Origin of the sequence: Bradyrhizobium retamae (assembly GCF_001440415.1) — a bacterium.
Classification (GTDB): Bacteria; Pseudomonadota; Alphaproteobacteria; order Rhizobiales; family Xanthobacteraceae; genus Bradyrhizobium; species Bradyrhizobium retamae.
In genome coordinates this window covers 38,390-62,723 of record NZ_LLYA01000225.1, presented here as the reverse complement: position 1 = coordinate 62,723, position 24,334 = coordinate 38,390, and the positions used below count along the sequence as shown (strand labels likewise).

Annotated in this window: 17 protein-coding genes; 2 read left to right on the top strand and 15 right to left on the bottom strand. The window is 63.3% G+C overall.

Going from position 1 to position 24,334, the window contains the following annotated elements; genetic code table 11:
* Positions 1-35: 35 nt before the first annotated feature.
* The 4 genes from hpnE to CQ13_RS38865 form a co-directional block, all read right to left on the bottom strand.
* Positions 36-1,289 (bottom strand): hydroxysqualene dehydroxylase HpnE, encoded by a 1,254-nt coding sequence (gene hpnE, locus CQ13_RS38880; RefSeq protein ID WP_057848040.1) that lies wholly within the window; start codon positions 1,287-1,289, stop codon positions 36-38.
* Positions 1,289-2,128 (bottom strand): presqualene diphosphate synthase HpnD, encoded by an 840-nt coding sequence (gene hpnD / locus CQ13_RS38875; RefSeq protein WP_057848039.1) that lies wholly within the window; start codon positions 2,126-2,128, stop codon positions 1,289-1,291. The genes hpnE and hpnD overlap by 1 nt, the downstream gene beginning before the upstream one ends.
* The gene (gene hpnC, locus CQ13_RS38870) at positions 2,125-3,003 is read right to left on the bottom strand and encodes a squalene synthase HpnC (protein ID WP_057848038.1); all 879 of its coding nucleotides are present in this window, start codon (positions 3,001-3,003) and stop codon (positions 2,125-2,127) included. Before hpnC ends, hpnD begins: the two co-directional genes overlap by 4 nt.
* Before the next feature lie 190 nt (positions 3,004-3,193).
* Positions 3,194-3,436: a cysteine rich repeat-containing protein gene (locus CQ13_RS38865; protein WP_057848037.1), complete on the bottom strand. Its 243-nt coding sequence runs from the start codon at positions 3,434-3,436 to the stop codon at positions 3,194-3,196.
* A 426-nt stretch (positions 3,437-3,862) separates the two neighbouring features.
* On the opposite strand from CQ13_RS38865, the gene CQ13_RS38860 reads away from it, so the two are divergent.
* Positions 3,863-4,366, top strand: coding sequence for a hypothetical protein (locus CQ13_RS38860; protein WP_057848036.1), 504 nt, complete (start codon positions 3,863-3,865; stop codon positions 4,364-4,366).
* A gap of 69 nt (positions 4,367-4,435) precedes the next feature.
* Here CQ13_RS38860 and CQ13_RS38855 read toward each other — a convergent pair whose 3' ends face one another.
* The 6 genes from CQ13_RS38855 to CQ13_RS38830 form a co-directional block, all read right to left on the bottom strand.
* Entirely contained in the window at positions 4,436-5,494 is a 1,059-nt protein-coding gene (locus tag CQ13_RS38855; RefSeq protein ID WP_057848035.1) for a hypothetical protein, read from the bottom strand.
* 56 nt (positions 5,495-5,550) lie between these two features.
* On the bottom strand, positions 5,551-7,941 hold the full coding sequence (locus tag CQ13_RS38850; protein ID WP_057848034.1) for an efflux RND transporter permease subunit: 2,391 nt from the start codon (positions 7,939-7,941) through the stop codon (positions 5,551-5,553).
* Positions 7,942-8,151: 210 nt separating this feature from the next.
* Positions 8,152-8,946 carry an ethanolamine ammonia-lyase subunit EutC gene (gene eutC, locus CQ13_RS38845; RefSeq protein ID WP_057848033.1) on the bottom strand — a complete coding sequence of 265 codons (795 nt, stop codon included), beginning with the start codon at positions 8,944-8,946 and terminating at the stop codon, positions 8,152-8,154.
* A gap of 6 nt (positions 8,947-8,952) precedes the next feature.
* Positions 8,953-10,539 (bottom strand): B12-binding domain-containing radical SAM protein, encoded by a 1,587-nt coding sequence (locus CQ13_RS38840; RefSeq protein ID WP_057848032.1) that lies wholly within the window; start codon positions 10,537-10,539, stop codon positions 8,953-8,955.
* Positions 10,540-10,668: 129 nt separating this feature from the next.
* Positions 10,669-12,051, bottom strand: a complete 1,383-nt coding sequence (locus CQ13_RS38835; RefSeq protein ID WP_057848031.1) for an ethanolamine ammonia-lyase subunit EutB — start codon at positions 12,049-12,051, stop codon at positions 10,669-10,671.
* Positions 12,052-12,191: 140 nt separating this feature from the next.
* Positions 12,192-12,791 carry a hypothetical protein gene (locus CQ13_RS38830; RefSeq protein ID WP_057848030.1) on the bottom strand — a complete coding sequence of 200 codons (600 nt, stop codon included), beginning with the start codon at positions 12,789-12,791 and terminating at the stop codon, positions 12,192-12,194.
* A 449-nt stretch (positions 12,792-13,240) separates the two neighbouring features.
* On the opposite strand from CQ13_RS38830, the gene CQ13_RS38825 reads away from it, so the two are divergent.
* Positions 13,241-14,947, top strand: coding sequence for a methyl-accepting chemotaxis protein (locus CQ13_RS38825; RefSeq protein WP_057848029.1), 1,707 nt, complete (start codon positions 13,241-13,243; stop codon positions 14,945-14,947).
* Between the two features lie 244 nt (positions 14,948-15,191).
* Here the strand turns inward: CQ13_RS38825 and CQ13_RS38820 are convergent, their stop codons facing one another.
* The 5 genes from CQ13_RS38820 to CQ13_RS38800 all read right to left on the bottom strand — a co-directional run bounded on the left by CQ13_RS38820 (position 15,192) and on the right by CQ13_RS38800 (position 24,288).
* Positions 15,192-16,892 (bottom strand): methyl-accepting chemotaxis protein, encoded by a 1,701-nt coding sequence (locus tag CQ13_RS38820; RefSeq protein ID WP_057848028.1) that lies wholly within the window; start codon positions 16,890-16,892, stop codon positions 15,192-15,194.
* Between the two features lie 54 nt (positions 16,893-16,946).
* Positions 16,947-17,369: a cache domain-containing protein gene (locus CQ13_RS38815; RefSeq protein ID WP_057848027.1), complete on the bottom strand. Its 423-nt coding sequence runs from the start codon at positions 17,367-17,369 to the stop codon at positions 16,947-16,949.
* A 226-nt stretch (positions 17,370-17,595) separates the two neighbouring features.
* Positions 17,596-18,474, bottom strand: coding sequence for a transglutaminase family protein (locus CQ13_RS38810; protein ID WP_057848026.1), 879 nt, complete (start codon positions 18,472-18,474; stop codon positions 17,596-17,598).
* Positions 18,471-20,981, bottom strand: coding sequence for a circularly permuted type 2 ATP-grasp protein (locus CQ13_RS38805; protein WP_057848025.1), 2,511 nt, complete (start codon positions 20,979-20,981; stop codon positions 18,471-18,473). The genes CQ13_RS38810 and CQ13_RS38805 overlap by 4 nt, the downstream gene beginning before the upstream one ends.
* A 28-nt stretch (positions 20,982-21,009) precedes the next feature.
* Entirely contained in the window at positions 21,010-24,288 is a 3,279-nt protein-coding gene (locus CQ13_RS38800; RefSeq protein WP_057848024.1) for a transglutaminase family protein, read from the bottom strand.
* Positions 24,289-24,334 lie beyond the last annotated feature (46 nt).

Here is a 24,334-nt window from a genome sequence, read left to right as displayed (position 1 = left end):
CTCTGTGAAGCCGGTCACGCAACTCGTCCTCAGGCTTAACGCCTCGCCAGGACCAGATCGGCGGCGCGATCGCCTGACCGCACCGATCCCTCGATGGTTGCCGGTAATCCGGTATCAGTCCAGTCGCCGGCGAGAAACAGGTTTTTGAAGGACGTCGTCGTCCCCGGCCGCAGCGCATTCTGCTCCGGCGTAGCCTCAAAAGTCGCACGGCGTTCGCGCACGATCTGCCAGGGCGGCAGCGGCAATTCGCCCGGCAGACCGGCGGCTTTGCAGACATCCCGCCAAATCGCCAGCGCGAGTTCCTCGCGCGGCATGTCGACGAGCCGGTCGCCATTGCTGATGGTGACCGACAGCCGCTGCGGGAATGCGAACAGCCACTCCACCAGCCCGCCGACGACGCCGAGAATCGGCGGCGCATCCTTGGGCGGGTCGAAGCGGAAATGCGCGTTGACAATCGCCCGGAATTTCGACGGCGTCTTCAATCCCGGCAGCAGCGCCGCCGCAGGGCGCGGCGGCACTGCGAGTACCACGACGTCGTCGGGGCCGAGCGCGATGGTGTCGCCACCGAATTTCAGCTCGCCGACATCGTTCCCCTTCATCACGAGTTCGCGCAGCTCATGGCCGAGTTGGATCGAGGCGCCCTTGTCCTGCAAGAGCTTGATCGCCGGCTCGACCAGCACAGCGCTGAGGCCATCGCGCGCGATCAGCGGCCGGCAGGCCTGCCCACCCGCCAGCAGCGTTTCCCGCACGATCGCGCCGGCCAGGCCCGCCGAACCCTCCGGTGGGTCGACATTGAGCGCGGCCAACAGCAGCGGCTGCACCAGCCGCTGGTACAGCGTGCCCTTGCAGGCGATCGCATTGCCTACCAGCTTATCGGTCCCTGCCCAGATCAGCGGCATCAATGCGAGGTAATCGAACAGCTTCGTATCGGGGACGCGGCGAGCCTCGTCGAACACCCACAACGGCAACTTGCCGTCGCCAAGGTCAAGTTGCCAGCGCTGGCCGGTTGAGATGTCGATAAAGGGAAACTGCGCAGCCTTTGGCCCGACCAGCCCCGCCTCGGTGCCGATCGATTTGGCGTAGGCCAGCGCATGACGGTTGCCGGACAACAACAAATGATTGCCGTTGTCGATGGTGAGGTTGGTGGCCGCATCGAAATAGGACCGGCAACGACCGCCGGTCTGCTGCGTGGCCTCGTGGACATGCACCCGGTAATTGGCGTTGGCGAGCCGCACGGCCGCTGAAAGGCCGGAAATGCCGGCGCCGATGATATGAACGTTTTTCTGCATCAGATGATCGCGTATCGGAGAAGGATGGCGATTTTCGCCCATTTGTGGACGCGAACCGGCTCGCGCGGAGCCGCAAAGCCCCGGGCCAGCAGCAAGTCCAGGATCGCGCGGTAATATTTCGACATGATCCGCGGCGCGCGCACCACGCGCCGCGAATTGCGTTTCATGATTTCGTCGGCTTTCTCGAAATGCTTTTTCGCGCGCTCGGCCAGCGGCAGGCATACTTTCGGCAATGCGCGATCGACGATCACGCGCTGCGGATCATCGGTCGTGATGCCGGCAAGGAGCAGCCCCTCGCGTGGCAGATAGAGGCGACCGAGGCCGGCGTCTTCATCGATGTCGCGCAGGATATTGGTCAATTGCAGCGCGCGCCCGAGGTGGTGGGCGAGCAGGATGCCGTCTTCCTCAGGCAGGCCGAACACGCGCACCGATAGTCGCCCGACGGCGCTGGCGACGCGGTCGCAATAGAGATCGAGGGTGGCAAGATCCGGCGCCCGGATGTCTTGCGGCACATCCATCTGCATGCCGTCGACGATGGCGAGAAAATCCTCACGCTTGAGACCGAAGGTTTTGACCGACGCGGCGTAGTCCTGCAGGCGCGGCGGTGGGTGCCCCTGATACAGCGCATCGATATCGTCGCGCCATTGCTGCAGCGCAGCCAGCCGCTCGGGCCGCGGGCCGTCGGAATCGGCGATGTCGTCGACCTGGCGGCAGAAGCTGTAGATCTGGAACATCGCCTCGCGCTGGTCGCGCGGCAGGATGCGCATCGCGGCATAGAACGAGCTGCCGGATGCGGTGGCACCGTAATCTGCGTCGGCCGCCGCCGGATGCAACGTCATGCGCCGGCCGCCGGATTTGCCTGGGGACGGCGTCCGATCGCGCGGCGGGTGATCTCGCCGGCGATGCCGCCGATGGTATGGCCGAGCAACTCCAGCTTGCTCAAATGCACGCGCTCGCTGAGCGGATCGCGCACTTTCAGCATGCCGACGATCTTGTCGGCAAATGCCTGGATCACGGCAATATCGAGCCCGAGCCGGAAATCCTTTACCGCGGCACTCAACGACTTGCTTTCATTGAGAAGAGTTTCAGTCCGCGCCGCGAGCGCATGGAGACATTGCAACAGCGCCGGCTGCGACTTCGCCTCGCCCAGCATCTCGACGGTGGCGCCGCTTGCTGCCAGCGCGTCACGCGGCAGGTAGACGCGGTTGAGATTCTTGTAGTCCTTGGCGCAGTCCTGCAAATGGTTGTTGATCTGCAATCCCGCGCACAGCGCGTCGGAAGCGGCCCAGGTCGAGGTGCTCTCGCCATGAACGTCGAGCATGAAACGGCCGACCGGCATGGCCGAATAGCGGCAATAATGAATGACGTCGTCCCAGTTTTCGTAGCGCAGCTTGGTGACGTCCATCCGGAACGCGACCAGCACGTCGAGCGCGTGGCGCGGCGCCATCGCGCGCTCGGCCAAGGCACGGCGCAGATTGACGGCCTCGGCTTGCGTGTCGCCCTTGCCGAGTAGCTCGGCCTCGAACAGGTCGAGATAGCGCAGCTTTTCTTCCGCGCTAAGGGTCGCGTGGTCGGCGATGTCGTCGGCAGTCCTGACGAAGTTGTAGAACGCGAGGATCAGCGCCCGGTGACGCGGATGAATGATCCACGACGCGACCGGAAAATTCTCGTCGCGGTCAGTTTTTCCGGATCGCAGGTCGCTCGCGGTGGTCATCAAGAACTGGCTACATCAATCGGGATTGGCGGCATGCGCCGGTGCCCGGCGCATGCGAGGAGATCGCGAGCCCCATATAGGGGAATACGCCGCCAAAACCAATGCTATATGGGCTGATCAACCCCGCCCGTGACGCGCGTCATAGAGCCGAAAATGGCTTTTCCGCGAGGGTTAACGGACGCGACGCGCCTTATTGGCCGTTGTTCTTGAGAACTTGGTTGCAGGCCGCGCTGATCTTGGGCCGATTTTCCTTGAGGCACGCCAGGATCGTGAAATCGCCCTGATCGATGACCGCGCGGCAGAATTTCTGCACGTCGCGCGTACAGGCCTTCTGCTCCTCCTCCGTTCCGCTGCGCTGCGCTTGCTGGGCGAAGGCGACGTTCGACGAGACCGACATCGACAACAAAGTGAGGGCCAGGAGAGATTTACGCATCGTATTCCTTCATTTCGGCAGCATGAAATCCCGTTCCCGATTGCGTTTCGGCATCGCCGGGGCGGATTTGTTTGGATGGCAGGTGCCGCGTGACGCAGCAACGTGCACAGGACAAGCATGGCAAATACGGCTAAATTTACGGCGATCCCAGCACGGCAAATAACCGGCTGATATCTAACGTGTATTTCTGCCACACTTTCTCGGAAATTGGTTCTTGCAGACGGTCGTGGGCGAAGCTAAATGCTGCGCCGACGGAGTTGATGGAACGCCTTGATTCCTCTCGGTCGCTTTGCGGCGTTTCTTGCTGCCGAGACCGCCGGAAACAGCATCTGGTCATTTGAACCTAACATACTGCGGGAACACTAAATCTTCGATGCGGCGAGACCTATCTTTGCGAAGAACGTCTATTTGAGGGGAAGACTCACGATGAAACTGTTTGGTTCCAGCTTGCTCCGTCAGGCTGTTGCAGCGGCCGGCGTCGGCGCCGCGCTAATGTTGTCGGTCGCTCAAAGCCATGCGCAGGCGGGCGGCCCGTTTGCCGGCTTTGACGGAAACTGGAGCGGCACAGGGACTGTCGCGCTCTCCAACGGCACCACCGAGAACATCCGCTGCAAGGCCGACTACAAGGTCAACGCCAGCGGGCTTGGCCTGAAGCAAAACCTGCACTGCGCCAGCGACAGCTACAAGTTCGATCTCTCGAGCGATGTCACCAGCCAGGGTGAACGCATTTCGGGCAACTGGAGCGAAAAGAGCCGAAACATCTTCGGCAATCTGCAGGGCACCGCCGGTGGCGGCCAGATCGACGTGTTTGTCGAAGCATCGGGATTTGCAGCCAACCTGAATCTGCGCACCACCGGCAACAAGCAGAGCGTGCAGATCGACTCCAAGGGCGAGATCCGCGGCGTCAAGATCACGATGACCAGGACCTGATACGGTTCTTCGAAGCAGTAGCGCCAATGGCGGCTCCCCCCGGGCACCGCCATTTTTATTTTCGGCAGCTCAGCGGAATTGCCACGCCCAATACGCATCACAGCGGTCGCGGCGTTCCGTCACCTCGACGCGCATGAAGCGATCATGCGCGAGCGCGGCCCCCACCCACAATTCGTTCCAGGCATCGAACACTTGAGGCGACAGCGCTTCACGTTCCGCCATCAGGCGCCACGAAGCCTGGCGCACGGTTGCGCCCGGGCCTTCGATTTGCAGTTCCGCATCGTCGTCCTGCCCCCGCGCAAGCCGGGCGAAGGCCTTGGCGAAACCCACCGCCCCCGCCTCCACGCCACCCAACAGCGCAGCGACGTCGTCGAAGGTGTGCATCCCGACGAGCCGCGCCGCGGCGCCGGCGAGATGGCCGCCCTCCTCCGGTCCGAGCACGGCAATCGTCTCCGGAACGATCGAGGTGATGTACTCCATCGCATAATTGCGAAGCACCTTCTGCAGCCGTTCCTCCGGCCATGTGTTCTCCGGCAGGCGCGGCGCGAGCTCGGCACAGAATGGCGGACAGCGTTCGCCCGGCGAAAACTGCAGTCGCTGCTCGGGCGCGAGATCGTGATCCCATTCCTTGTAGTAACCTTCGAGCCCCGGCTGACCGTCAACGGTCTGACCCGTGCAGACAAAGCCGAGTCTGGGATTGCCGAGCACGACGCCGTTATTGGAATGCCATCCGCGCAACATCGCACGCGACACTTCCGAGGGGATTCCGCAAATGGCCGTGCCGGACCAGATCCAGCGCGGCGGCGGATAGCGCACCCAGGCCTTGGTGTCGCTCTCGCGGACATATTCGACCTTCACGCCGCCGACCTGGTTCGACAGATAGTGATATTGGGCGCACGCGACCGCATGCGGAAGCTGGTCGAGGCCGAGCTTCTTCAATCCGGGAAGGAAGCGCGCCAGTTGCTGGCGCCGGAAGGTGCGAAATACCACCTCGGCCGCGCGCGGCGCGCCGGCCCGCGACGCCAGCATCAGGATCAGCCCGGTGAGATAGGAATGATAGATGTGTTCGACCGCGCGGTAGGCGGCAGCGTCGGCCGCAGGGCGAGCGGCTAATCCTGCAGACGTCATTCCTCAGCCCCTCTGGCTGCCGTCGGCCGGCAACCCCTGTTGTTCAGCAGCGTTCGCTACTCGGCGGCCTTGTTGTCCGCTGGCTCGACGTGACTGACGCCGCGAATCTTTTCTGACAGGCTGATCAGGAACATCGAGGTCGGCCGCAGGATGAAGAGGTCAGCGACCAGCGCTGCGACCATCGAGAACGCGCTGAGCCAGCCGAACAAGCGTAGCGACGGCAAGTCGGAGAACACGGTGACGACGAGGCCGCAGGCCAGCACCACCGTGGTCAGGATCAGCGCCGGGCCGACCAGCACGGTGGCGCGCTCGACCGCCAGTCCCGAACTGACGCCCGGTTTGCTCTCCAGGCGAAGCCGGTTGAGGAAGTGGATCGTGGCGCTCAGGCCCAGGCCAAACGATACCGTCAGCGCGACGACGCTGGCGAATTGCAGCCCCTCGCCCAACATCCACAGTACCGTGCCCGATGCCACCACCGGGAAGATACCCGGCAGGATGCAGGAGAACATCACCACGACCGAGCGGAACGCGAGCCCGATGAAGACGGCGACAATGAGGAATTCAATCGTCAGGGCGTGGTTGAGCTTGTCGATCATGTTGGCGCTGTTGCGCGCCGCAATTGCTGACAGACCAGTGACCGCGATTTCATAACCGGGGTGTTCGGCGCGCACCTTGTCGAGTGCCTTGTCGAGCTTGTCGACCACAGGAAGGATTTCGCTTGAATCGAGATCGGGAACGCGCCCTGACACCACCACCGCATCCTGATCGGCCGAGATGAAGCGGCGGACCAGATGTTCCGGGATGACGCTGACATATTCCTTCAGCGTCGCAACGTCGCTGCTGCCGGCCTTCTCCGCGAGCCAGCGGCGCAGCGTTTCCAGCGACCAGACGTTGCCGACGCCGGCCGACTTCTCGACCATCGAGTGGACGTCGGCGATCGTCTTCAAGGTTTCCGGCGCGTAGAGCGAGGCGCCCTTGGGGAACTCGATCAGCACGTCGATCGGATTGGCGCCGGTGAGCTTGGCGTCGAGCCGGCTCGATGCCGCCACCGCCTGCCGCTTGTCCGGCACCTGATCGGCGAGCCGGTAGCGCGGCTCCAGCGTGGCGTAGATGTAGCCGAGGCCGGCGACGAGCAGCAACGCGAGCAGGCTGAACAGCCCGGGGCGGCCGACCATGCGCACCGCGATCCAGTAACAGAAATTGCGCAGCGCCTGCACGCCGGCGTCGGCGCTCTGGAATTTCACCGCAAAAATCTTCTCGTTGCGGACGAACAGCACGCCGAATACGGGCACCAGCGACAGCACGGCCACCAGCGCGATGATGGTGGCGGCAAGACCGGCCTCGCCGAATTTGCGGATCAGTTCGGAATCGGAGAATTGCAGCGCGATGAAGGATATGCCGGCGGTGCCATGGGTCAGCACGCAGGCCGGGCCGACTACCAGCACGGCGTTGGTGAAGGCCTTCAGCTTGTCCTGGCCGGCAATCAGCCGGTCGCGCGCCGCGAACGTCAACTGCATGGAGTCCGAGAAGCTGATCACCATGATGAGCGGCGTCATAACGTTCAGGAACATGTTGAGATTGAAACCGGCCCACCCGAGGCCACCGAGCGCGAGCAGGATCGCGATGATCGGCGGGAAGGCCGCAACGACCATGAACGATATCTTGCGGAAGAAAATGATCGCGATGATGCAGCCGGCCAGGATACCGAGAATATTGTAGGTCAGCCCGTCGCGCTTGACCGCGTTGCGGATCTCGAGCTGCATGACGGGAACGCCGGACAGCTGGGCGTTGAGCCCGCTGCCGGAAAGATCCTCGGCCATGATCTTCCGCATTTCGGCGACCACCGTGCCGAGCTCGTTCGAGGAAACGACCTTCGGCTCCAGCGACAGCACGATCAGCGCCAGCGTGCCATCCTCGGACAACAGCTTGCCGCGAATGATCTCGTTGGATTTGACGGTCTCGACGAACTTGTCGTAGGCGGCGCCCTGCGGCAGTTCGGGCGGGAACAGCGCGGCAGGCAACTTGCCGGGCTCTGGCGCCTGACGCGCCGAAAACAGCGAGACCAGGCCGCGCACACCCTCGACCAGTTGCAGGTCGGTGACCATGTCGCGGATCTTTTCGAGGTTCTCGCGGGCGAGCAGCGTTTTGCCCTCGACCACGACCAGCACGTCGAATTCGGTCGCCGGAAAGCGCTTGGTGACGGCTTCGTACTGTTTGAAGTCCTTGGAATCTGAGCGGAACAACTGGCTCAGCGAGTCGTCGATCTTGATGCGCTGGATGCCGAAGATGGCCGCCACGATCAGCACCGCGAGAATGACCATGGACAGGATCGGCGCCTTGACCGCGATCAGCCCCATGCGCTCGAGCCCGAAGGCGATGCTCTTGCCCGGCGGCGGATCCTCTATGGCTGCGACGTGGACGCGACTTTCCGAGTTCTTGTCGAGCATACCCTGTCCAGTTCTCACGTCGGCCTGTTTGCGTAGCTTGGCTTTATGTGCAGCTTGGTGGCGCGAATACGGCCTTGCCGGCCCCTATCCGATCGGCACTAGCCCTTGAAATCACGCGGTAAATTAATCGGCGCCGTTTTACAGGCCCGAACCTGATCCGGCAAGCGCGCGCGGCAGGGCAAATCGGGACGCAAATGTCGAAAATGCGCGTTAAGTCTCTGATTTGCCACACCTGCCAGCACCACTGGCGGCGATCAGCGCGGTTCCGCTTTCGTCCTTCAGCGCCACGCCCGTGACCCGGCGTGCGATGCCTTCACGCACCAACCACGCGATCTTGAAGGCGGCCTCATCGTAGCTCAGGCCTGCGCCGTGGATATTGGACACGCAATTGCGCTTCTCATCGGTGAGGCCGCTGCGCGGCGCAAAGGTCAGATAAGCGCCGAGACTGTCGGGGGCCGACAGGCCGGGCCGTTCGCCGATCAGCATCACCACCATCTGCGCGCCGAGCACGGCACCGATCTCGTCGCCCAGCGCCACGCGTGCACCAGCAGCGACCACGAGATGGCCGCACCGAATCCCGGCCTCCGTCAGGCGCGGAGCAAGATGGCGAACCAGCTCGACCGCGTGGACATTGACGGCCGCCGGCGACAGCCCGTCGCCGATCACGATTACAACCTGGTTCGCACCGCCACCTTGCTTTTCCAGCGCGCGCCGTGAATTCGGCTCGAGCATGCGTCCGAGATCGGGGCGGCGCAGATAGTCGCGCCGGTTGCGCGCCTGACTGGAAACCTCACTAACCTGCAGGCCGAGGCCGGCCAATTCCGCAACGAGTTGCCGCGCATCGAATGCGGCATGCACGGCATCGCGCGCGCGTGCGTGGTCGAGGGTGAAGGCAAGCAGCGCGTCAGTCGGCATGCTCGCGCCGGAGCGGCCGAGCCCGACGCGCGCCGGCGTTAATTCCCGCAGGGCTTCGAGCGAGCGGGTCGGCGGTGTCGGCGTTTTCATGAGCCTTTACTCGGCAGGCACGGAGGCCTCGCGCAGCCGGATCGAATAGTTCGACGCATTCTGCTGGCCGCCGGATGCCGCGCGCGCGAATTTGATCAGATGATGCGCGATCGTGGCCGAACCGATCAGCCCTTCGATATCGCCGCACCTGAGGCGCCCGATCGCGAATTTCCAGAACACGCGCCTGTAATCGCTGAGCACCCCGACCTGCCAGAAGATGTTGCGCAGCATGATCAGCGCGCGCCTGATGTTGGGCCAGGTCTTCATTTCAGGCGCGACCGGCACCTTGATCCGGTTGGCGTAGGTGTAGTCGCATTGATACTGGTAGCGCGCATAGAGCTTCTCGGGCCGGAAGGCGACCTCCATGCATCGCTTCCAGGAACTGATGACCTGGTCGTAGGGCATCAGGAATTCGACGTTGGAATCGCGGCTCTCGTCATCGTTGAGCCGGCCTTCGCGCTCCAGCCGGTCCCATAGCGGCGTCTTCGGCAGCGCCTGCAGCAGATTGATCGTCAGCAGCGGAATCCGCGATTCATCGACGAAGTTGAGCAGTGCGTCCGCCGTGCCCGGCTTGTCGGTGTCAAGACCCATGATGATGCCGGAGACGACTTCCATACCGTAGGAATTGATGGTGTGGATGCCTTCGTGGATCGGGACCATCATGTTGTGGTCCTTGTGCATTGCGTGCAGCGCGTCGGGATCGGGCGTCTCGATGCCGCAGAACACGGTGACGAACCTCGCCTCGCGCATCTTCTCCAGGATCTCGGGCCGCTTGGCGATGTTCAGCGTCGCCTCGCAGGCCAGCCGCACGACATAGCCCGTCCTCTTCTGCCATTCGATCAAATGCGGCAGCAAATCCAGCGTGGCCTTGCGGTTGCCGATGAAATTGTCGTCGACGAAATAGACCGTATCGGTGATGCCGCATTCGCGCATCCTGTCCAGTTCGGCGACGATCTGCTGCGGTGTCTTCAGGCGCGGATTGCGGCCATAGAGCCCGGGGATATCGCAGAACTCGCACTGATAGGGGCAGCCGCTCGAATACTGGATGCTGCCGAGCAGGTATTTTTTCACTTCCGCCAGCTCGTAGGCCGGAATCGGAAACTCCGTCATCGACAGGCGTTCGTTGGTCGTCAGCACCACCTGCTGCTCGGGACGCGAAGGGTCGCGCGCCAGCCGCGCGATCAGCTCATTGGTGGCGTCGCCGAGTTCGCCGACATGGAGATAATCGAACGAGGGATAGTAATCCGGGCAAGCGCTCACCGACGGGCCGCCGATCGCGACCGCAAGATCGAAGGCATGCGCGCGGCGGCAGATATCGTTCATCTGCTGGCGCTGGATGTGCATGCCGCTGACGAACACCGCTTCCGCCCATTCGAAGTCTTCCTTGCTGGCGGGGCGAATGTTCTCGTCGATGAAACGCACCTGCCAGTTTGCCGGGAGATAGGCCGCGATCAGGAGGAGGCCCTGTGGCGGCATGAAAGCCTTCACGCCAGCGGTCAGGGGATAGGCGTATTCGAACGTGCCGAAAGAAGACGTATAGCGCGGGAAGACGCACAGGATACGCCGGACCGTTCCAATGCCTTCAACTCTCATCAAATTTCCTCAAGGCTGACATGAATTTAAGCACGACATTGGAAGTTGGGCCAGAAATTCTTCAACATTGTGACTGTGACTTCTAACTCGCTTTGGGTTCAATGGTTGCGAAAATCTGCAGGCCGGAGTTCAAGCGATCAGCCGCGAGGCAAATTCGGGCAGCAGGCCGGCGCTGCCGGCAAGCCGGAAATTGCCGTCCGCGAGGCCTGAGCGGACCAGCCAGTCGTCGAACTCCGGCGCCCGCTTCAAGCCGAAGAGGTCCCGGACGTAGAGCGCGTCGTGGAAGGAGGTCGACTGATAGTTCAGCATGACGTCGTCGGCGCCCGGTACGCCCATGATGAAGATGACGCCTGCGGCGGCCAGTAGCGTCAGCAGATTGTCCATGTCGTCCTGGTCGGCTTCGGCATGGTTGGTGTAGCAGACGTCGACCCCGAGCGGCAGGCCAAGCAGCTTGCCGCAGAAATGGTCCTCGAGGCCGGCGCGGATGATTTCCTTGCCGTCGTAAAGATACTCCGGACCGATGAAACCGACGACGCTGTTGACCAGCAACGGATCGAATGCGCGCGCCACCGCGTAAGCCCGCGCCTCGCATGTCTGCTGGTCGACATTGTGATGGGCGTTGGCCGACAGCGCCGAACCCTGCCCCGTCTCGAAATACATCAAATTTTCGCCGACCGTGCCGCGGCGAAGCGACAGCCCCGCCTCACGCGCCTCGCGCAGCAGCGCGAGATCGACACCAAAACTGCGATTGGCAGCCTCCGTTCCCGCGATAGACTGGAATACCAGATCGACCGGCGCGCCCTGCCCGATCAATCCAAGCGTCGTGGTGACATGCGTGAGCACGCAGCCCTGCGTCGGGATCTGCAGCCGCGAGATGATGCCGTCGAGCAGCCGCAGCAACTCGCCGATCACGGCCGGATCGTCGCTGGCCGGATTGATGCCGATGCAGGCATCGCCCGATCCCAGGAGGACGCCGTCGAGGATCGAAGCGGTAATGCCCTTGGCGTCATCGAAGGGGTGGTTGGGCTGCAGCCGCACGCTCATCCGCCCCTTCAGGCCGATGGTGTTGCGAAAGGCCGAGGTCACGGCGCATTTCTTGGCGACCAGGATCAGATCCTGGTTGCGCATCAGTTTTGAGACGCCGGCAGCCATTTCCGGCGTGATCCCGCGCGAGACCTTCGCCAAAGACTCGCTTGTTGCGGCATCGGAGAGCAGCCAATCGCGGAAGCCGCCGACGGTCAGCGACGATATGGCGGCAAAGCCCGGGGCATCGTGGCTGTCGATGATCAGCCGGGTGACCTCGTCATCCTCATAGGGAATGACAGCCTCGTTGAGGAACTGCTTCAGTGGCACGTCGGCGAGCGCCATTCGCGCTGCGATCATCTGTTCCGCGCTATCGGCCGCGACGCCGGCAAGACGGTCGCCGGATCGCGGCGGCGTCGCTTTGGCGAGCAGCTCGCGCAAACCGTCGAACGCATAGGTGGTGGCACCGATGATCTGCCGATAGACCATGCTGACCTTCCCGCGCCGTCCCACTCCGTTGCCTGGCTAGTCTATGCCGGGCGACCGGCCAAGGCTACAGGCCGCAGGGCTTCAATCGGCTCGAGGCCCTGCGCGGTGGACGGGACCAGCCATCAACGTCCCGCCTGTGACTAATCCAGCGTGCCAAGATGGCGGATTGAAAAGCTTATTTGGTAAGCCACCGCGCTGAGCGCAAACAACATGTGGAATTTTGGGTTGCGCGTTCTCGTGGCTACCACGGACAGCAATATGAAGGCGCTGGTGGCGACGAGATATTCCAGTCCCAGCGATCGCAGATGCGCTTCGCCCTTTATCCAGGTATCGACCACATCGAGGGCTTCCGTGAGGGCCGCAAAACCAAAGAACCAGCGGCGGCGGGAGAGAAAGTAATCCTCGTAGCCCTCATATTCATCGAGATCCTGCGGGAAAAGCAGGACGCTCAGGAAATAGTACATCGATGCGTACACGCAAACGAAGAAGTAAAGGCCATACGTCCAGTGCTGGATGTGGCTCAGCCGAAACTCCCACCACCAGAACGCGACCACGTTCAGGAGCGCCCAGGCGACCCAGCCAAGATGCACAGGCCAAATCGGATAGCGACCGGGGTGCTGGACCAATGCCGCGATGCCACTGACCAGACGCGTGACGCTCAGCCCGAGGATCAGGGCGATCAGCACGCGCACGTGGACATAGAGATCGAGATTGCCCGGCAAGGCGGCACTTTGAGTCATGAGTCCCAATTCTCACGCATAATCGAAGCAGCGCGGCGCCACCTTCGCCGTGCTCGCTGTCTAGCTTGATTCGCGCCACGGCTGCTTGCCAATGCGAACCGTCCTTCGGAGGATCAGGCGGGCTGCGCCGTCATGGCCCGCCCGTCTTGTCGGGTACTTGCGGGGTCCGGGCATCTTCCGCCGCGCCAGCGACCTCCAATTGCACGGATATACGAAGGCCCGTTGCAGTCGCACCAACCTGCCGAATTTTCCCGGCGCGGCATCGCGCGATATTCCAGTAATCATCTGAAATCACTGATGATTTTCTGTTAGTTGCGATTCCACGAACTTCGCGCGTTAAGACATTCTCCACCAAAATTCAGCACATTGCCTACGCTGACGGCATTCCCTGGATCCCACTCCGGCGTGCCGATACGGCTGAATTTTCCCGTACTCATTTTGGTGGCGCCATGGCATCCCGATTTTCGCTTGCAGCCAAATTGTATTCGATCTTCGCGCTGTTCGCGTTGCTCGTCGCAGCCATCATAGCCTTGTCCGATTACAACACCCGCCAGAACGCGGCCCTCACCGAAGCGGTCTCGATCGCCAGCCGCGCCGCGCTCAATGTCGAGCGGATCAATTCGCTGGTCTATGCGGTCGTGATGGAATCGCGCGGCATCTACATGTCGAGCGAGCCGGCGGTGGTGAAGAAATACGGCGACGGACTGCTCAAGTTCAACGAGCGCATCCTTGATGTCGTGAAGAACTGGGAAACGCTGGTCCAGGCCGACGACGCCCAACAGTTCGCCACCTTCAAGAAGCGCATCGAACAGTTCGTCGACTTCCGCAAGGAGCTGGTTCGCCGTGGCGTCGAGATCAACGGGGCTGCGGGGCGTGAATGGGGCGACAACGACGCCAACCGCCAAGTGCGTACCGCGCTGAACAAGGATCTCGAGGCGCTCTCCAAGGTCTATGCCGAACGCAGCAGGAGGCTGGCCCAACAGACCGACACCAACCATACGATGGCATTTATCCTGACTTGCCTCGGCGTGTTGGCGCTGGTGGTGGTCGTCCTCGGCGTGCTGATGATTTCCCGTTCGATCGCGCGCCCGCTCTCGGTCATCACCGCCACCATCAAGCAGGTTGCCGACGGCGCCGAAGGCGTCGAGGTTCCGCATGCTGAACGCGCCGACGAAATCGGCGCGCTCGCCCGTGCCATCAAGATCTTCCAGGAAGCGATGGATCGCAACCGCAACCTCAATTCGCAGGTGCTGGAGGATTCCAGGGCGCGTGACGAGCGCACCCGCCACATCGAGGCCTCGGTCGATGCGTTCCGGGAAGCGATCGGCGGCGTACTGCGCGCGGTCACCGACAATGCGACCGCGATGCGCGGTACCGCCCAGACCATCGCCAGCGTCTCTTCGGAAGCAAGCGGACGCGCGGTGGCCGCCAACGGTGCGACCGAACAGGCCTCCAGCAACGTCTCCGCCGTCGCGAGCGCTGCCGAAGAGCTTTCCGCGTCCGTCGAGGAAATCGGCCGCCAGGTGCGCCAGTCGGCCAGCGCCGTCGAGCAGGCGGGCCAGCGCACCGAGAAATCGGTCTCCGAAATCGAGGGGCTTGCGGCTGCGACCCAGCGCATCGACGGCGTGCTCAACCTGATCCAGGCGATCGCCGAGCAAACCAACCTCCTGGCGCTCAACGCAACCATCGAAGCCGCCCGCGCCGGCGACGCCGGCCGCGGCTTCGCCGTGGTCGCCCACGAGGTCAAGGCGCTGGCCGAGCAGACCGCCAAGGCGACCGCCGAAATCGGCCAGAACGTCGGCCTGATCCAGACGTCGACCAAAACCTCCGTCGAAGCGGTCCGCGAGATCGGCGCCGCCGTGCGTGACATCAACGAGGTGACTTCCATCATTGCCAGCGCGATCGAGCAGCAGGATGCGGCGACCCGTGAAATCTCGGCGAACGCGCAATTGGCGGCGCAGGGCAACGGAACGCTGGTCGTCAATATCGGGTCGCTCAGCGACGCCATCGGCACGACGAGCACGGCGGCGACTTCGGTCCTTACGGCATCCAGCGAGCTGACGGCCACGGCCGAAACGCTGTCGCGTGAGGTCGAAAAATTCTTCCGCAATCTGCGCGCCGATTCGTCCGACCGGCCGCGGAAGACCGGGACCTAGTTAATCTTACTGTGTCGTAAGCCCCTCGTGGTGAGGGCGCCAACGGGTCCGCACGTAGCGCAGCCCGATGACAGGCTCCGCGCGTCTCCGGACGATGCTTCATCGCATGGGCTGCACCGCGTGTCCAAGGCACGAGATGATTCGCATCTGGCGCTCTGCGCGTATGTCCGCGGGACGCGTGTCCGCCACGCGAGAACCGGCCTGCGGCTTCGCCGATAACAGCATCGTTGGGGTCCGAAGCCGTTTACGCCGATCGCACGGTGGCGAGGAACTTGCCAACCTCGGCCTTGAGCCGCTTGTTTTCGTTGGAGAGCAGTTGCGCGTTGGCCAGCACCTGTGACGACGCCGTGCCGATTTCGCTGGCGCCACGGTTGACGTCGGCGATGCTGGTCGCGACCTGGGTCGAGCCCACCGCCGCCTGCTGCACGTTGCGCGCGATTTCCTGGGTGGCAGCGCCCTGCTCCTCGATGGCGGCTGCGATCGCCGCGGCAATCTCGGAAACCCGGCCGATGGTGCCGCTGATCTCCTTGATGGCGTGCACCGATTCCTGTGTCGCCGATTGCATCCCGGCGATCTGGGTCGAGATTTCGCTGGTTGCCTTGGCGGTCTGGGTGGCGAGCGCCTTGACCTCCTGGGCAACCACCGCAAAGCCGCGGCCGGCGTCACCGGCCCGGGCGGCCTCAATGGTCGCGTTGAGTGCCAGTAGATTGGTCTGCTCGGCGATCGTGGTGATCAACCTGGTTACGTCGCCGATGCGGTTTGCCGCCTCCGACAATTCGATGATCCGGGCGTCGGTCTTCTGCGCCTGAACGACGGCCTCGTTGGCGATCCGGTTGGAATTCGCGACCTGCCTGCCGATTTCATTGACCGAGCTGGCCATTTCCTCGGTGGCGGACGCCACCGACTGCACGTTGCTGGAGGTCTCCTCGGAAGCCGCGGCGACCACGGTGGAGAGCTCCTGGGTGGCCACGCTGCTGTTGGTCAGGATCGCGGCGGAATTTTCCAATTCGGCCGAGGCTGAGCCAACGTTCTCGACGATATTGCCGACCGCGATCTCGAAACTCTCGGCCAGGTTATGAAGCTCGGCACGGCGGGCCGATGCCAGTTCGCGGTTCTTTTCCTCACGCTCCGCCGTCTCGCGTTGGGCCTTGGCGATCGCCTGCACCTTGAATTCCTGGATCGCGTGCGCCATCTGGCCGACTTCATCGCGGCGCTCAAGGCCGGGCAGTTGGACCTCGAAATGCCCGGCGGCAAGTTCGCGCATCGCCCGCGACATCGCCACGACGGGGCGGGAAATGCTTCGACCGATCAGAAATGAAACAATGATGCCGGCGAGCGCAACGGCCAGAAGCGCGGCCATCAGCGTTATCTGTTGCTGCTCGAGCTTGATTCCGGCCCGGGCAATTTCGCGGTCCTTGCTTTCGCTGCTGTGCGTGATCAGATCATCGGCCAGCTTTTCGATGACGGCAAAGTTTCGTTCCGCACCCTTGATGAAAATCAGCGCCGATCCGGCATCACCGTCGGCCATCTCGATCGCATTGTTCGATTGCTTGAGATAGCCCGCGACCGCAGCTTTCAGTTTGTCGAAAGTTTCCGGGCCGAGCCCGCCCTTGATGCCTTCGACGGCCTTCAGCGCGTCCGAAATCTTGCCGGCCGCCACGGAAGCTTCCTTGGCGACCTGCGCAATTTTCTTCTCGTCCTTTTCATTGGCCGCCGTGGCCGCAAGACGATACAGCTTGGCGTGCGCCGTCCACACCGTCGTGGTGAGATCGTTGGCCAATTCCGATTGCCGTACCGGCCCCGACACCAACGCGTCAACGGCGGCCTGATTCGACCGCAGCGTTTGCAACGCATAGGCGCCGAGCCCGATCAGGACGGCGATCAGGAACGCCGGAGCGAGCTGGACTTTCCATGAAAGGCCAATGTTCTTGATCCAGCCGAGCATGTCACCCCTTCAGTGCGGCGATCACCGCACAGTCACGCAAGCGCTTGATCGGGGTCAGAGCTTGTAGACGCCCGCACAGACGGCCGTGTTATCCAGCTTCTCGCAGTACATTTCCTTCGGCTCGACCTTCTTGCTCACCGGATTGACGAACTTGTAATCCTGCCAGAACGAAGGCTGCTTGGCGGCGAGTTCGACGCGTTCCTTGACGTAGAGCTTGCCGTCGACATCCTGGGCGTCGATCAGATCCTTGCCGACGAACTTCTCGTTCGAGCCGTGAGCCAGCACTTTGCCGTCGAGCTGGTAGACCACGACATAGAGATCGCGGTCGCGGAACTTGCTGGCCTTGCTGGTGATCTCGGGATACGCCTTTTCGGCTCCCTGCTCCTTGATGAAGGTAACGGCCTGCTTGACCATCGCAACGGCTTCATCCTTGCTTGCGCCGCCGCCCGCGCTGGCGCTGCCGCCGAAAACAAGCATGGCTGCCACGGCGGAAACGAAAGGCTTTGTTGACCAATTGTTCACGATTATCTCCTGGCTAGGTGGACGCAACTTGCAGGCGCTGTTCCGCGCACGTCATGCTGGCAACAAAAGTGCAAACCTTCCGTTAAGGTGCCTATCCGTAGTGCAGCGGAGATTGGCGCCGCTTACCGCTGCGGCAGGACAACCAATTCTTAAAGAAGTCCGGCACCGAGGCATTCCAGCCTCATTCCACCAGCAGCACGTCCACGGCGACGTTGAGCTTCTGCTTGGGCGATCCGACGATGATGCCGTCGACCGGCGAGACGTCGGAGAAGTCCCTGCCGATCGACAGGACGATATGATCGTTCTCGACCAGGAGGTCGTTGGTCGGATCGAAGCCGACCCAGCCAAGCTCGGCGCCGCACCAGACCGAGACCCAGGCGTGGCTGGAGTCGGCGCCCTGCAGGCGCGGTTGGCCGGCGGGCGGAACGGTGCGCAGATAGCCGCTGACATAGGCCGCCGGCAGGCCGAGCCCGCGCAGGCCCGCAATCATCACATGGGCAAAGTCCTGGCAGACGCCGTGGCGCTTCTCGAACACTTCCTTAAGCGGCGTCGAAATCACGGTGGCCTTGGAGTCGTACCTGAAATCGCTGCGGATGCGGTGCATCAGATCGACGGCGCCCGTGAGGATGCCGCCGCCCGGCGCGAAGCTTGGCGCAGCATAGGCAGTGAGCGGCGCCAGCACCGGCACCAGCGAGCTCGCAAAGACGTATCCGACCGGCGAAGCGGGACCGAGGCTGGTGGCCTCAAAGGCCACGTCGCGGATGCGCTCCCAGGGCGGGCTGGGCGCCGTGCGACCAGGCGCCAGACGCGCGACCGAAACACGTGAGCGGGAATCGATCCGCAAATTGCGATGCGCGGTCTCGATCAGCACGCTCTCGGTATGCGTTCCGAAGAAGTCCCGTCGCACCGTGCGTTCGGCCGGCCGCGGCCGGATCTCGACCGCGTGCGAGATCAATTGCTGACCGTCGTCGGTTCGCGGCTCCAGCCGCAGCGAGCAGCGCGCAAAACTCACCGGGCTCTCGTAAGCGTAGGTCGTGACGTGACGGATGTCGTAGATCACGCGAGGCCCGTGAGCTTCTCCGGCCGGCTCGCATTGGGCCCGTGCGGGAAGTAATGCAGGCCGATGGCGTCGGCCAGATTGAGCAGATCCTGTTCGAGCGCAAACAGCGTTTTCACATCCAGCGTCGCGGCCTCCGCCGTCGTCAACGTTGCCTGCAACGCCACCGCCAGCCGCTGCGGCCGCTCGATCAAACCATGTTCCTTCAGGCTTGGCAGCGCCGCGATATGGTCGTTGAGCGCTGCGACCTGAAAGGCGACCGAGCGCGGATTATAAGGGTCGAGCACGGCGAGGTCACGAACCGGCGCCAGCGCCGGCCCGACCAGATAGCGCGAGCGGTAGGTGATCTGGCAATCCACCAGCGTCAACAGCACGTCGAGGTCGTCGTCGCCCGCTTCGTCATAGGCGAACTGCCGCGCGAACCGCGCGGTGTTGATTGCGCGCTCGGCGCGGCGGCCCATGTCGAGGAAGCGCCATCCGGCGGCGCGGTTCATGTTCTCCTGCGCCAGGCCGGCAAGGCTCGCCAGCTCCTGCAGCGTCAATTCAGCGGCGCTGACGATGCTGTCGTCGTCGTCGACCTGCAGCGCAAGGCGCTCCACCATCTCGGTGATGATCTGCCAGGCATCGGGCGAAAGCCGCTCGCGCAGCGTACTCGCAGTTCGCTGCACAGATCGCACCAGCGAAAGTGCAGAACCGAACTTCTCCTCGCTCTGCAGCGCTTCCGCGATGACCCGCGCCGGATTGGTCCGCGTCGCCTGCGAGGTAGCGTCCCAGGTCACGAGGATCCGCTGAATACGCTCGACCGAATGCAGCGCGGTCGACGCTCCCTTGTCGGGATCGCGCGTCGAGGTGCCGAGCGCACGGATCAGCCGCAGCGTCGCCTCGGCGCGTTCGAGATAGCGGCCGAGCCAGAACAGATTATCCGCGGCACGGCTCGGCACCACGCCGGCGATCCGCCTGATCCGCACCGTGTCAGCGCCGGGCAACAGCGTCGCCGACGCCACAGCCTTGTCGGATACCACCCAGACATCCGCCGACCGCACGCCGTCGCCCATCGACACCGCACGGGCATCCGCCTTTTCGGCGATCCGGCAGAAGCCGCCGGGCAGGATGGTCCAGCCTTGCGGAGTAGCCGCGGCAAATACCCTCAGCACGAACGGCCGCGGCGTGATCCGACCCTGCTCCCACACCGGCGTGGTCGACAGGCGGACCAGTTCCTGGCCGACATAGTCGATGCCGCGGTCGGTGATCGCCTGCCGGAGCCGGTCGCGCTCGGCTGGCGGCAACTCGCCGGCGAGCACGGGCGCATGGCCAGCAAAGCCGGGGACGGTCCGGCCATAGGCGCCCTCGATGACGAAATCCTCCAGCCGCGACAGTACTTCCTCACGCGCCGATTTCTGGCCACACCACCACGTCGCGATGTGCGGCATGACCAAAGTCTCGCCAAGCAGGCGGCGGCAAAGGCTCGGTAAGAATCCAAGTAGCGCTCTCGCCTCCAATACGCCCGAGCCCGGCATGTTGGCGACGACGACGCCGTCCTTGCGCAGCACATCGATCAGGCCTGGCACGCCGAGATGCGACGAGGCATCGAGCTCCAGCGGATCGAGGAAATTGGAATCGACTCTGCGCAACAACACGTCGAGCCGCTTCAGGCCCGCGACGGTGCGGATATGGATGCGGTCGCCGCTGACGGCGAGATCGTCGCCTTCGACGAGGAGAAAGCCGAGATAGCGCGCCAGCGTGGCGTGTTCGAAATAGGTTTCGCTGAAAGCCCCCGGCGTCAACAGGCCGATGCGCGGCTCGTCGCGGTCGGCGCTGGCGCGGAGCGAATCGCGGAACGCCTCGAAGAACGGCGCCACGCGCTCGACGTTCATCGATTTGTAGAGATTGGAAAAGGCGCGCGACAGCACCAGGCGGTTTTCCAGCGCGTAGCCGGCGCCCGAGGGTGCCTGCGTGCGGTCGTTCAGCACCCACCAGCGCCCGTCGGGGCCGCGGCCGACGTCAGCCGCATAGAAGTGGAGATGACGCCCGCCGGGTGGTTTGATGCCGCAGACGGCGCGCAGATATTCATTGCTGCCGGCAATCGCGGCCGCGGGCACCGCACTATCGCTGACCAGCCGGGCCTCGCCATAGAGATCGCGCAGGATCATTTCAAACAACTGCACGCGCTGGGCTATACCTGTGGTCAGTTGCTGCCAATCGGCCTCGTCGATGATCAGCGGCAGATGGCTGAGCGGCCACAGCCGGTCGGCGGTTTCGCCAGGCGCGCGATAGGTCACGCCGGCCTCGCGCAGATGCCGGTCCGCGGAGGCGAAGCGGCGTTCGATATCTGGCGGCGAAAGCGCTGAAAAGGCATCGAAAAAGCGGGTCCAGGCCGCGCGCGGCGCGCCATCAGGCCCGATATATTCGTCGGGAGTGCCGGGCAGCCGCGCATAGTCGCGCGTCCATTGCGCCATCCGGCGCTGACCCGGACGGACCTTGCTCTCCTGATTGCTGCCTAGGCCTGACATTCCGATTCCCCGAGACCGTCGCTTCCGATTAGATCAGGAGCGGCGTCCTCAAGTCGAGCGTCAAAGGGAATTCAATTGTGCGTTCCTCGGGCGGCGGCTCGATCCGCCCCGGGGTATGGCCGTGATCCTGAAACCGGGCCAGCCGCCGCGCCTCCGCCTCATAGGAATTGACCGGCTTGGTATCGTAGTTGCGGCCGCCGGGATGGGCGACGTGGTAGACGCAGCCGCCGAGCGAACGGCCATTCCAGCTATCGATCAAGTCAAATGTCAGGGGCGCGTGGACCGGGATGGTCGGATGCAGCCCTGAGGACGGCTGCCAGGCCTTGAAGCGGACGGCGGCCACGGCCTCGCCGGAGCGTCCCGTTGATGTCATCGGCATCCGCCTGCCGTTGCAGGTTACGACGTGGCGTCCCTCGACAAAGCCGGTCGCCTTGACCTGCAGCCGCTCCACGGAAGAATCGACGTAGCGCACAGTGCCGCCGGCCGAGCCCTCCTCGCCCAGCACATGCCAGGGCTCCAGCGCCTGACGCAATTCCAGCGCGACGCCGCCGTGGTGGACACGGCCGAACTCCGGAAAGCGGAATTCGAGTTGTGCCGAATACCATTCCGCCGAGAAATCGTAACCGGATAGCTTGAGCTCATCGAGCACGCCCAAAAAATCCTCCCACAAGAAATGCGGCAGCATGAAGCGATCGTGCAGCGCAGTTCCCCAGCGTACGAACTTACCCTGCTGCGGCTCGCGCCAGAGCTTTGCGATCAGCGCGCGGATCAACAATTGCTGCGCCAGCGACATACGCGGGTCGGGCGGCATTTCGAGCGCGCGGAATTCGACCAGCCCGAGACGGCCGGTCGGGCCATCAGGCGAATAGAGCTTGTCGATGCAGATTTCGGCGCGATGGGTATTACCGGTTATGTCGACGAGGATATGTCGGAACAGCCGATCGACCAGCCATAGCGGGGCTTCGATATCGGGCGGCGGCACATGCGAGAGCGCGATTTCGAGTTCATAGAGCCCGTCGTGCCGTGCCTCGTCGATACGCGGCGCTTGGCTGGTCGGGCCGATGAACATACCGGAGAACAAATAGGACAGCGACGGATGACGCTGCCAGTACAGCACCAGGCTCTTCAGCAAATCCGGGCGGCGCAGGAACGGCGAATCCTGCGGCGTAGAGCCGCCGACCACGACATGATTGCCGCCGCCGGTGCCGGTGTGGCGGCCATCGACAAGAAAGCGGTTGGCGCCGAGCCGGACCTTGGCGGCGTCTTCATACAGGCCGAAGGTGATGTCGACCGCCTCGCGCCAGCTTTGCGCCGGCTGGACATTGATTTCGATCACGCCGGGATCGGGCGTCACCTTGATGACCTCGATGCGTGGGTCATAGGGCGGACCATAGCCCTCCACATGAACCGGAATTTGCAACTCTTCGGCAGTCGCTTCCACCGCCGCGATCAGGTCGAGATAGTGTTCGATCTTCTCGACCGGCGGCATGAAGACGCACAACACGCCGTCGCGGATTTCGACTGAGGTTGCCGTGCGCACCGGCCTGGATTTGCGCTTTGCTTTCGGCGCATGCGCCAACCTTGACTCGTCCCCTGTTCCGGGCTCCTTGTCCTCGGCCGCCAGTTCAGGCCGCGCATCCATTGGATCTTGCTCGACGAGGTAAGGATATTCTTCCGGCGGAACATGCGGCAGCGACGCCATCGGCAGCCGGAGCCCGAGCGGGGAATCGCCTGGGATCAGAAGCAAATGGCTGCGCCGGAATTGCCAGCGCTCGCTGATCCAGCGAGGATCATCGGCGTCCGCATGCTGGATCGGCAGCACGAACCCTTTCGGCTTGTCGAGCCCTTCATCGAACACACGCGCCATGCGTGATCGTTCTTCGGGATCGGACAGCTTGGAGTCGGCGGGATCGACATTGACCGGAAGTGCCGCTTCCTTTTGCAGCCAATGCACGGGGTCTTCGTATGCCGGCATCACGTAGCTGGCGTCGAGGCCGAGCCGCTTCGCGATGCCTTCCGTCAGTCGTCGGGCGTCTGCGACATCGGCTTTGTGCGGATTCTCGATCTCTGCGATCAGCTCGGCATTCTTCCAGATCGGCACGCCATCCTTGCGCCAATAGAGACCGAACGCCCAGCGCGGCAGGCTTTCGCCCGGATACCATTTGCCTTGCCCGTAATGCAGTAACCCACCCGGCGCGAGACGCGCACGCAGCTTTCGAATCAGCTCATCCGCCAGCGCCTGCTTGGTCGGGCCGATGGCAGCGATGTTCCATTCCGGCGATTCCAGATCGTCGATCGAGACGAAGGTCGGCTCGCCGCCCATGGTCAGCCGCACGTCGTCGCGCCTGAGATCGGCGTCGACGTGCTCGCCGAGCCTATCGAGCCGTGTCCAGGATTCTTCGGAGAACGGCCGCGTGATCCGCGGTGCCTCGCGGATGCGCCTGGCGCTCATCTCGAAACCGAATTCGACATTGGCGAAGCCGGCGCTGCCCGAGACTGGCGCCGCTGAGCGATAATGCGGCGTGGCAGCGACGGGGATATGTCCCTCGCCCGTCAGCATGCCCGAGGTGACGTCGAACCCGATCCAGCCGGCGCCGGGAAGGTAGACCTCCGCCCATGCGTGCAGATCGGTGAAATCGCTTTCGACCTCGCGCGGGCCTTCGACCGGATCGATATCGGGACGCAACTGCAGGAGGTAGCCCGAGACGAAGCGCGCGGCGAGACCGAGATGCCGCAATGCCTGGATCAATAGCCACGCGGAATCGCGGCACGAGCCGGAACCGCGCGCCAGCGTCTCCTCCGGCGTCTGAATGCCCGGCTCCAGCCGGATGACATATTTGATCTTCTTCTGAAGCTGAGCGTTGAGCTCGACCAGGAAATTGACAGTGCTGTCGGCCTCGCGCGGAATCTCCTTTAAGTAGGCAGCGAACAACGGCCCCTGCTCGGAGGTCGCGAGATAGGGCGCGAGCTCGGTCTTGAGATCGGCGGTGTACTGAAACGGAAAGGAATTGGCATAGGGCTCGACGAAGAAATCGAAGGGATTGACGACCGTTATCTGCGCGGTGAAGTCGACTTCAATTTTCAGTTCGGACGCCTTCTCCGGAAAGACGAAGCGCGCCACCCAATTGCCCTGCGGATCCTGCTGCCAGTTCACGAAATGATTGGCTGGCGTCACTTTGAGCGAATAGCTCAGGATTGGCGTTCGCGTATGCGGCGCCGGACGCAGGCGAACGGTCTGAGGGCCGAGATCGATCGGTCGGTCGTATTTGTAGTGCGTGACGTGGTGTAGTGCGACGAAGATCGACACGGACCGGAGACTCCAGCGGCTTTTTTAAGCAGAACACCGGTTCCGG

Excerpts from the sequence above, each read along its gene's own strand:
- hpnE (WP_057848040.1), bottom strand. The coding sequence starts at position 1,289 with ATGCAGAAAAACGTTCATATCATCGGCGCCGGCATTTCCGGCCTTTCA.
- hpnD (WP_057848039.1), bottom strand. The coding sequence starts at position 2,128 with ATGACGTTGCATCCGGCGGCGGCCGACGCAGATTACGGTGCCACCGCA.
- hpnC (WP_057848038.1), bottom strand. The coding sequence starts at position 3,003 with ATGACCACCGCGAGCGACCTGCGATCCGGAAAAACTGACCGCGACGAG.
- CQ13_RS38865 (WP_057848037.1), bottom strand. The coding sequence starts at position 3,436 with ATGCGTAAATCTCTCCTGGCCCTCACTTTGTTGTCGATGTCGGTCTCG.
- CQ13_RS38860 (WP_057848036.1), top strand. The coding sequence starts at position 3,863 with ATGAAACTGTTTGGTTCCAGCTTGCTCCGTCAGGCTGTTGCAGCGGCC.
- CQ13_RS38855 (WP_057848035.1), bottom strand. The coding sequence starts at position 5,494 with ATGACGTCTGCAGGATTAGCCGCTCGCCCTGCGGCCGACGCTGCCGCC.
- CQ13_RS38850 (WP_057848034.1), bottom strand. The coding sequence starts at position 7,941 with ATGCTCGACAAGAACTCGGAAAGTCGCGTCCACGTCGCAGCCATAGAG.
- eutC (WP_057848033.1), bottom strand. The coding sequence starts at position 8,946 with ATGAAAACGCCGACACCGCCGACCCGCTCGCTCGAAGCCCTGCGGGAA.
- CQ13_RS38840 (WP_057848032.1), bottom strand. The coding sequence starts at position 10,539 with ATGAGAGTTGAAGGCATTGGAACGGTCCGGCGTATCCTGTGCGTCTTC.
- CQ13_RS38835 (WP_057848031.1), bottom strand. The coding sequence starts at position 12,051 with ATGGTCTATCGGCAGATCATCGGTGCCACCACCTATGCGTTCGACGGT.
- CQ13_RS38830 (WP_057848030.1), bottom strand. The coding sequence starts at position 12,791 with ATGACTCAAAGTGCCGCCTTGCCGGGCAATCTCGATCTCTATGTCCAC.
- CQ13_RS38825 (WP_057848029.1), top strand. The coding sequence starts at position 13,241 with ATGGCATCCCGATTTTCGCTTGCAGCCAAATTGTATTCGATCTTCGCG.
- CQ13_RS38820 (WP_057848028.1), bottom strand. The coding sequence starts at position 16,892 with ATGCTCGGCTGGATCAAGAACATTGGCCTTTCATGGAAAGTCCAGCTC.
- CQ13_RS38815 (WP_057848027.1), bottom strand. The coding sequence starts at position 17,369 with ATGCTTGTTTTCGGCGGCAGCGCCAGCGCGGGCGGCGGCGCAAGCAAG.
- CQ13_RS38805 (WP_057848025.1), bottom strand. The coding sequence starts at position 20,981 with ATGTCAGGCCTAGGCAGCAATCAGGAGAGCAAGGTCCGTCCGGGTCAG.